Origin of the sequence: Streptomyces bugieae (assembly GCF_036352915.1) — a bacterium.
GTDB classification, from domain to species: Bacteria; Actinomycetota; Actinomycetes; order Streptomycetales; family Streptomycetaceae; genus Streptomyces; species Streptomyces endophytica.
In genome coordinates this window covers 55,215-63,750 of record NZ_JAZBJP010000039.1, presented here as the reverse complement: position 1 = coordinate 63,750, position 8,536 = coordinate 55,215, and the positions used below count along the sequence as shown (strand labels likewise).

The following is an 8,536-nucleotide window of genomic DNA, read 5'->3' as shown; positions in this document are numbered from 1 at the left end:
ACCCCCGCCGCCCCGCCCCGTTCCTGGCCAGTCAGCACGTCCGCCGCCACACCCGCCGCCACATCCCCCGCCTCAGCCGCCACACCCGAAGCCCCAGCCGACCCATCCCCCACCTCAGCCGACCCATCCCCCACCTCAGCCGACCCATCCCCCGCCTCAGCCGCCACATCCGAAGTCCCAGCCAACCCATCCCCCGTCCCAACCGCCACATCTCGCGCCCCAGCCGTCATATCCCCCGCCTCGCCCGCTTCCGGGAGGAGGCCCAGGGCTGCGTCCTTCGCGGCTTCGGATTCGCGGCGGAAGAGGCGGAACCACATGAAGACCACGAAGCCGGCGAAGACGAACCACTCGCCGGTGTAGCCGAGGTTCTGGAAGGCCTTGAGGTCCAGGCCGCTGCCCTCGGCGGCGGCCGGGGGGACGGGGTGCAGCGGGGCCGGCGGGTCGGTCTGCGTGATCCAGGCGTCGTAGACGTCGTACGGCACGATGTTGACCAGCGACGCCGCGCTGATCATGCCGAGCTGACCGTGCGGCAGTCCGCCGCCCGCCTGGACGCCGTCGGTGCCCTGGTTCTCGGAGGCCTGCAGCGCGCCGGTGACCGTCACCTCGCCCTTGGGCGGTGCGGGCACCTTCGCCGTGTCGGCCTTCGCCTCGGCGTCACCGGGCAGCCAGCCGCGTACGACCGGGAGCGCCTTGCCGTGGTCCGTGCGCAGGAGGGTGAGGACGTAGAAGCCCTGCCGCTCGCCGTGCTTGTCCTTCAGGGTGCGGGCCGGTACGAGCAGTTGGTGCTCGGTGTCGTAGCGCCCGCGGGCGCTGGCCTGGCGTCCGGAGGTGATCTTGTCGACGGGCAGCAGGCTGTCGAGGGGCCGGGCGGCCGCGGTCTTCGCCCGGGCCGAGCGGTCTTCCTGCTGCCGGTGGGTGTCGACGCGGTCCTCGAAGCGGCTCAGCTGCCAGCTGCCCATGAAGATGCAGAAGGGAATCGCCAGCACGGCGAAGACGTTGATCCCCCACCACCGCGGGGTCAGCAGGAACCGGTACACCCCATCAACGGTACGGGGCCCGCGCGGCGGGCCCTCACCGCCCCCTGGCCGAGTCCCGCCGGGCCCTACTGGGCCGCCACCGCCTCCGTGCGGTAAACCGTTCCGGCGCAGGCGTCGGCGATCTTGGCGTCGGTGGCGGCGGGCTCGCCGGCCTCCGGCGTATGGCTGAGAACGATCCCTCCGGGCGCGGCGCCGCCACCGCCGGTACCGTCGTCGCCGCCCGCCTGACCGCCGCCGTCGGTGCCCGTCGTGGCCCCCGCGTCCGGGGACTGCCCCGGGTCCTTCGAGGGGTCGGGAGTCGGCGAGGGCCCCGGGTTGACGCACCCGGTGGGGCCGCCGCCGGCCTGCGGGATCCAGGCGAACTTCACCTCGTACGCCTCGCCCGGCTTGAGCACCAGCTGGTCGGGGGTGGTGGCCGGATCGGGCAGACCGGTGGCCTCGTCACCCGAGGTGTGGTCGACGACGTGGATGTGGTCGGGATTCGTGGACCCCTGCGCGGAAGCCACGACGACGGTGCCGCCGCCCTGGACGGAACAGGGCGTGGTGGACGTGTTGACCACCCGGAACGCACCGTAGACGCGGCCGTCGGCGTCCGCCTGGCCGACCTTGCTCGTTCCCTGTCCGAGCTGATCACGCCCGCAGACCGGCGAGGTGACGTCCATGGTCTCGTCCGGGGCGGGGGTGCCGGCACCCGCGCCATGGCCGGCGCCGTTCTTCTCCGTGGCCTTGCCCTTGCCCGCGGGTCGCCCCCCGCCCGGCCTGGCGCCGCCCTGGTCGGTCGGGCGCGGCCCGGCCTGCTCGGTGCCCTCGCCGTGCGTGCCTCCGTCGGCGTCGTGGGCGCGCTGGCTGCTCGCGGCGTTGGCGGGCCGGTCGGGGGAGCCGTCGGCGAGGTCGGCGACGTGGAGCATGGCGGGGATCGACGTACCGCCGAGCAGCAGTGCGGCGGCCGCGCCGACGACGACGTGGCGACGGCGCTGGCGGCGGGCCGGTACGGCGCGGCGCAGGTGGTCCAGGGCGTCCGGGGACGGTTCGAGGCCGCCGACGCTGGACTGCAGGAGGCGCCTCAGATCGTCCTCGTCGCCGAAGCCGCCACCGAATCCACCGCCGGTGGGATGGCTGCGGCCGTGGTCGTCCCCGTCACCGTCGCCCCCACTGCCCCCGGAGGTAGAGCCCGCGGAGGCAGGCCCCGCGGAGGCCGGGCCCCCGGAGGCAGCACCGTCGAACGCTCCGCCGCCATGGGCATCGTTGTCGCGGTCGCCCCCACGGGAGCGGGTCTCACCGGCCTCGCCCCCACGGGACCGCGTCTCACCCGCCTCGGCCTCGCGGGCCCGGGTCTCGCGATCACGCACTCCGCGGTCGTACTCATGGCTCTCGCGGGTTTCCCGGCTCGCGCAGATCTCGCGGCCCTCATGCCCCCCGCGACGTCCCTGCCCCCGGGTCTCGTGGCTCCCGTGACTCGCGTGGCCGCCCTGACCGCCGTCGTGTGCCTCGCGTACGAGGTACAGCCCCTGCGGCCCATGGGCCGCCGCGCCGTGTGTGCGGTACGGGGCGTCGTCCACACCGGCACGCCCCGCCGCCCAGCCCGGAACCGCGCGCCCCCGGGGCACGCCACCCGGACCACCCTCAGAACCGGCCGAACCAACCGAACCGACCGGCCCCATGGGCCCAGCCGAACCAACCGAGCCCATCGAACCAACCGAACCGATCGAACCGACCGGCCCCATGGGTCCGGCCGACCCGACAGACCCAGCCGAAGACCCCAACGACCCAGTCACGCCCCCCAAGGAACCCGCGTCAAACGGCCGGTACCGGCCGAACCTGTTGCCATTCATGCCGGAGCCTCCATCGCGACGCGGAGCGCCGCGATGCCCCGCGACCCGTACGCCTTGACCGAGCCGAGCGATATGCCCAGCGTCTGCGCCACCTGCGCCTCGGTCATGTCGGCGAAATAGCGCAGCACCAGCACCTCGCGCTGGCGGCGCTGCAGCCCGCGCATCGCCTTGATCAGCTGGTCCCGCTCCAGCAGGTCGTACGCGCCCTCCTCGGCACTGGCCATGTCGGGCATCGGCTTGGAGAGCAGCTTGAGGCCGAGGATGCGCCGACGAAGCGCGGAGCGGGAGAGGTTGACGACCGTCTGCCGGAGGTAGGCGAGGGTCTTCTCGGGGTCGCGCACCCGGCCGCGCGCGGAGTGCACCCGGATGAAGGCTTCCTGTACGACGTCCTCGCAGGAGGCGGTGTCGTCGAGGAGCAGCGCGGCGAGACCGAGCAGGGAGCGGTAGTGCGCGCGGTAGGTCTCGGTGAGGTGGTCGACTGTGGTGCCCACGGCCATCGCGTCGTCAGTGTCCCCACGCTGAGAAGGAATCTGCGCGGGACGCGTGGTGGGCCAGGGTGCGATCACTGGCATGCCCCCGGCTGCGCGGGGCCGCTGCGGACGCACTGCCGCGCCTGCCGCGCCCGCTGGGGCGATGGTGAAACCGAGTACCTCTGCCACGCTTGTTGGACACGCTTCCCCCCATAAGGGTTGTACGCGCAAGGCACCGCTTTTGACGATGCATCAAATGCCCTCATGCGTACCAGCTCTTCCCGAATGCCCCATTTATCCCGATGAGTTCGCCCCGACACCCGAGGGCTCACACGTGCAGACCCGCAGGCACCCCGGACCACCCCCCGGGATGGCCACAAAGACGCTCCCCGCCGAACTGCCGGTTGCAGTGTGGCGGGGAGCGAATGGTCGAACAGATCGTCAGCCCAGATCAAGAGGTACGGACCAGCGATTCGCTCACAGGATCTTCACACGTCCCTCAAAAGTATCCCCCAGACGGTCGGCCCGCCACGGCCAATCCCGCCAAGTCACCCCTCACAGAACCGAGCAACAACCCCCATCGGGCCCGATCCCTCGCCCCGGAGAACCCAAGGAGAACCCAGACCCCGAAAACCTCAGAAGCCCCAGAAAGCCCTGGACACCACACAGGCACCACAGGCGACCACACAGGCCCCGCACGGGACCCAGGGGCACCTACCCCCGCGCCCCTCGCTCCGCCCGCGCCCCCCGCATCTCCGCCGCCACCAACTCCCCGATCTGGGCCGTGTTCAGCGCCGCGCCCTTGCGGAGGTTGTCGCCGCACACGAACAGTTCCAGCGCCCGCGGATCGTCCAGGGAGCGCCGTACGCGTCCGACCCAGGTGGGGTCCGTGCCGACGACGTCGGACGGGGTGGGGTACTCGTCCTCCTCGGGGGCGTCGCACAGCACGACGCCGGGGGCCGCCGCCAGGATCTCGTGGGCGCCGCCGACCGTGACCTCGTTCTCGAAACGGGCGTGGACGGCCAGCGAGTGGGTCGTGAGCACCGGCACCCGCACGCAGGTCGCGGCGACCGGCAGGTCCGGCAGTCCGAGGACCTTGCGGGACTCGTGCCGGACGTCGAGCTCCTCCGAGGACCAGCCGTCCTCCTGGAGGGTGCCGGCCCAGGGCACGACGTTGAGCGCGAGCGGTGCCGGGAACGGCCCCAGGGTGTCGCCGACGGCCCGCCGTACGTCACCGGGCGTGGCTCCCAGGTCCGTACCGGACACCGCGGACAGCTGGGCCCGCAACGTCTCGGCGCCGGCCCGGCCGGCCGCGGAGGCGGCGTGGTACGAGGAGACGATCAGTTCGCTCAGCCCGTACTCGGCGTGCAGCGCACCGAGCGCGACGATCATCGCGAGGGTGGTGCAGCCGGGGCCGGCGAGAATGCCGCGCGGGCGCACCCGTGCCGTGTGCGCGTTGATCTCGGGGACGACCAGCGGCACGTCCGGGTCCCGCCGGAACGCGCGCGAGGAGTCGATGACCACCGCGCCCTTGGACACCGCGACCGGCGCCCACTGCGCGGCGACCTCGTCCGGGACGTCGAACATCGCGACGTCGATGCCGTCGAAGGCCTCGTCGCTCAGCGCGACGACCTCGACCTCGGCGCCCCGTACGGTCAGTTTGCGGCCTGCCGAGCGCGGAGACGCGATCAGCCGGATCTCGCCCCAGATGTCGGCCCGCTCGGACAGGATGCCGAGCAGGACCGAGCCGACGGCGCCGGTGGCACCGACGACGGCGAGATCCGGCTTGCCGGCCGGCTCACGGGCCGTGCGGGCCTCCGCCCCCGCCGTATCAGCGAGGGACGGACGGCCCGCTTCGGCCGGGATCATCGACCGGTGCCGCCATAGACCACGGCCTCGTCGCTCTCCGAGTCGAGACCGAAGGCGGTGTGCACGGCGCGCACGGCCTCGTTGACGTCATCGGCGCGGGTGACGACCGAGATACGGATCTCGGAGGTCGAGATGAGCTCGATGTTCACGTCGGCGTTCGACAGCGCCTCGAAGAACGTCGCGGTGACGCCCGGGTTGGTCTTCATGCCCGCGCCGACCAGCGAGATCTTGGCGATCTGGTCGTCGTAGCGCAGCGAGTCGAAGCCGACCGCGGCGCGGGTCTTCTCCAGGGCCGCCACGGCCTTGCGGCCCTCGGCCTTGGGGAGGGTGAAGGAGATGTCGGTCAGACCGGTCGACGCGGCCGAGACGTTCTGCACGACCATGTCGATGTTGACCTCGGAGTCCGCGATCGCACGGAAGATGCGCGCGGCCTCGCCCGGCTTGTCCGGGACTCCGACGACCGTGACCTTCGCCTCGGAGGTGTCGTGTGCGACGCCCGAGATGATTGCCTGCTCCATCGGCTGGTCCCCTTGCGGTTCGTTGCTGACCCACGTGCCCTGCAGCCCGGAGAAGGACGAGCGGACGTGGATCGGGATGTTGTAACGGCGTGCGTACTCGACGCAGCGGTGCAGCAGCACCTTGGAGCCGGAGCTGGCGAGCTCCAGCATGTCCTCGAAGGAGATCCAGTCGATCTTCCGGGCCTTCTTGACGACCCGCGGGTCGGCGGTGAAGACACCGTCCACATCGGTGTAGATCTCACAGACGTCGGCGTTCAGCGCCGCGGCCAGCGCCACCGCGGTGGTGTCCGAGCCACCGCGCCCCAGCGTCGTGATGTCCTTCTTGTCCTGGGACACGCCCTGGAAGCCGGCGACGATGGCGATGTTGCCCTCGTCGATGGAGGCCTGGATACGGCCCGGGGTGACATCGATGATCCGCGCCTTGTTGTGCACGGAATCGGTGATGACACCGGCCTGGCTACCGGTGAAGGACTGCGCCTCGTGACCGAGGTTTTTGATCGCCATCGCCAGCAGGGCCATGGAGATCCGCTCTCCGGCGGTCAGCAGCATGTCGAACTCGCGCCCCGACGGAATCGGGGACACTTCCTGCGCGAGATCGATCAGCTCGTCCGTCGTGTCGCCCATCGCCGAAACCACCACGACAACCTGGTTGCCGTTCTTCTTGGCCTCGACGATTCGCTTGGCAACGCGCTTGATGCCCTCGGCATCCGCAACGGATGAGCCGCCGTACTTCTGCACGACAAGGCCCACGTGCGCTCCTCGCAACTGTCTCTTCGGGAGTTTCCTCCCGGACCCCCGGACATGGGGGTACTGCGGTCGGCTCAGTCTAACGAGCAAGCGGAGTCCGCCCTGCCGTTATCACATGGTGAGACGCATCCTGAGACGGACCGTACCTGCCGTACGTCGGGAGACGCCCGGCCCACCGCGTGATCTCCCGCCGGTCGGTTCCGCGTGGCGCACCGTCGCGCCCGCTCGGCGAGCACATGCCCGCTACGGGCCGGTACACACGGAAAGGTAACCCAGGTCACAGCCGCCGGCCCGGCGGCCCGGCTCCCGCGGGCTCAGGTGCCCCGCAGCTCCCGCAGCCCCAGCGGCCCGGCGATCTCCGCCGCCATGACCTTCCCGGCCTCCTCCGCGAGCCGCTCCTCGTCACCGTCGCCGTTGATGCCGCTGTCGGTGTCCAGCCCGTCCAGCTCGTCCAGCGGCTGGTCCAGGCGTACGTGGGCGACCAGCGACTGCAGCGCCCGCAGGGCGGCCGAGGCGGTCGGGCCCCAGTTGGTCAGGTAGGAGAACTGCCACCACCACAGCGCCTCGACGATCCGCCCGGCGCGGTAGTGCGCCAGCCCGTGCCGCAGGTCGGTGATGACGTCCGCCAGATCGTCCGAGATCCGGCAGGCCACCGGCTCGCTGCGCGGCACGTACGGGTCGAAGACCTCGGAGTACACGTCCACCGGGTCGAGCAGGGCCGCGAAACGCTCCCGCAGCTCGTCCACATCGGGCTCCGGCCCGGTGTCCGGCTCGTAGCGCTCCTCGGGGACGATGTCCTCGTGCGCGCCCAGCCGGCCCCCGGTGAGCAGCAGCTGGGAGATCTCCAGGAGGAGGAAGGGCACCGCGCTGTCCGGCTCGTCCCCCTTGGCGACCTCCGTGACCGCGACGATGAAGCTCTCGATCGAGTCGGAGATCGAAACGGCGAAGTCGTCCGGGTTCTGTCGCGCGTTGTGCAGCGTGGCATCAGACATCGAGAAGTCTCCTCCCTTCGAAGGCCCGCCCGAGCGTGACCTCGTCGGCATACTCCAGATCGCCTCCGACCGGCAGACCGCTCGCCAGTCGCGTCACCCTCAAACCCATGGGTTTGATCATGCGGGCAAGATACGTGGCCGTGGCCTCGCCCTCCAGATTCGGGTCGGTGGCCAGGATCAGCTCGGTGACGGTGCCGTCCGCGAGCCTGGCCAGCAGTTCCCGTATCCGCAGGTCATCGGGGCCGACGCCCTCGATGGGGCTGATCGCGCCACCGAGGACGTGGTAGCGGCCACGGAACTCGCGGGTCCGCTCGATCGCCACGACGTCCTTGGGCTCCTCCACGACACAGATGACCGCCGGGTCACGCCGCGGGTCCAGGCAGACCCGGCACTGCTCCTCCTGCGCCACGTTGCCGCAGACGCTGCAGAACCGGACCTTCGCCTTGACCTCCATCAGCGCGTTCGCGAGCCGGCGGACATCGGTCGGCTCGGCCTGAAGGATGTGGAAGGCGATCCGCTGCGCGCTCTTGGGACCGACGCCGGGCAGCCTGCCCAACTCGTCGATCAGGTCCTGGACCACGCCTTCATACACGGAACGTCTTCTCTCTCTTCTGCCGTGCTGCGTACGCTAGTTGGCTACTCCTCAGAAAGGGAGACCGGGGATTCCTCAGAAAGTGAGGCCGGGAATGCCGCCGCCACCCAGACCCTGGGCGAGCGGACCGAGCTTCTGCTGCTGGAGCTGCTGGGCCTTGGCGTTGGCGTCGCGGACCGCCGCCAGCACGAGGTCGGCGATCGTCTCGGCCGTCTCCTCCGCGGAGTCGGTGTCGACCGCCTTGGGGTCGATGACCAGGCCCTTGAGCTCACCGGAGCCGGTCACCGTCGCCTTGACCAGGCCGCCGCCCGAGGAACCCTCCACGGGCGTCTCCGCCAGCTCCTGCTGGGCGGCCGCAAGATCCTGCTGCATCTTCTGGGCCTGCTGGAGCAGCTGCTGCATATTGGGCTGACCACCGGGGATCACGACGTGACTCCTGCCATACGACAACGATTGTGCGGTAGCCCGAGCCTACGTGT

Annotated in this window: 8 protein-coding genes; all 8 read right to left on the bottom strand. The window is 71.0% G+C overall.

The features are described 5' to 3' along the window. Window positions 1–1,037 (bottom strand): SURF1 family protein (locus V2J85_RS35100; protein WP_330823806.1); only part of this gene is annotated, 1,037 nt, incomplete at its 3' end. 65 nt (window positions 1,038–1,102) lie between these two features. After that, window positions 1,103–2,386 carry a hypothetical protein gene (locus V2J85_RS35095; protein WP_261956518.1) on the bottom strand — a complete coding sequence of 428 codons (1,284 nt, stop codon included), beginning with the start codon at window positions 2,384–2,386 and terminating at the stop codon, window positions 1,103–1,105. Window positions 2,387–2,865: 479 nt separating this feature from the next. Continuing rightward, window positions 2,866–3,528: a SigE family RNA polymerase sigma factor gene (locus V2J85_RS35090; RefSeq protein ID WP_261956519.1), complete on the bottom strand. Its 663-nt coding sequence runs from the start codon at window positions 3,526–3,528 to the stop codon at window positions 2,866–2,868. 525 nt (window positions 3,529–4,053) lie between these two features. Beyond that, window positions 4,054–5,208, bottom strand: coding sequence for an aspartate-semialdehyde dehydrogenase (locus tag V2J85_RS35085; protein ID WP_261956520.1), 1,155 nt, complete (start codon window positions 5,206–5,208; stop codon window positions 4,054–4,056). After that, window positions 5,205–6,476 carry an aspartate kinase gene (locus tag V2J85_RS35080; RefSeq protein ID WP_030813352.1) on the bottom strand — a complete coding sequence of 424 codons (1,272 nt, stop codon included), beginning with the start codon at window positions 6,474–6,476 and terminating at the stop codon, window positions 5,205–5,207. Before V2J85_RS35080 ends, V2J85_RS35085 begins: the two co-directional genes overlap by 4 nt. A gap of 311 nt (window positions 6,477–6,787) precedes the next feature. Continuing rightward, on the bottom strand, window positions 6,788–7,465 hold the full coding sequence (locus V2J85_RS35075; protein WP_261956521.1) for a DUF5063 domain-containing protein: 678 nt from the start codon (window positions 7,463–7,465) through the stop codon (window positions 6,788–6,790). After that, window positions 7,458–8,057, bottom strand: a complete 600-nt coding sequence (gene recR, locus V2J85_RS35070; protein ID WP_006604196.1) for a recombination mediator RecR — start codon at window positions 8,055–8,057, stop codon at window positions 7,458–7,460. Before recR ends, V2J85_RS35075 begins: the two co-directional genes overlap by 8 nt. Before the next feature lie 75 nt (window positions 8,058–8,132). Then, complete coding sequence (locus tag V2J85_RS35065; RefSeq protein WP_261956522.1) at window positions 8,133–8,483, bottom strand: YbaB/EbfC family nucleoid-associated protein; 351 nt, start codon at window positions 8,481–8,483, stop codon at window positions 8,133–8,135. Window positions 8,484–8,536 lie beyond the last annotated feature (53 nt).

Coding starts and splice junctions, on each gene's coding strand:
- V2J85_RS35075 (WP_261956521.1), bottom strand. CDS start 7,465: ATGTCTGATGCCACGCTGCACAACGCGCGACAGAACCCGGACGACTTC.
- V2J85_RS35085 (WP_261956520.1), bottom strand. CDS start 5,208: ATGATCCCGGCCGAAGCGGGCCGTCCGTCCCTCGCTGATACGGCGGGG.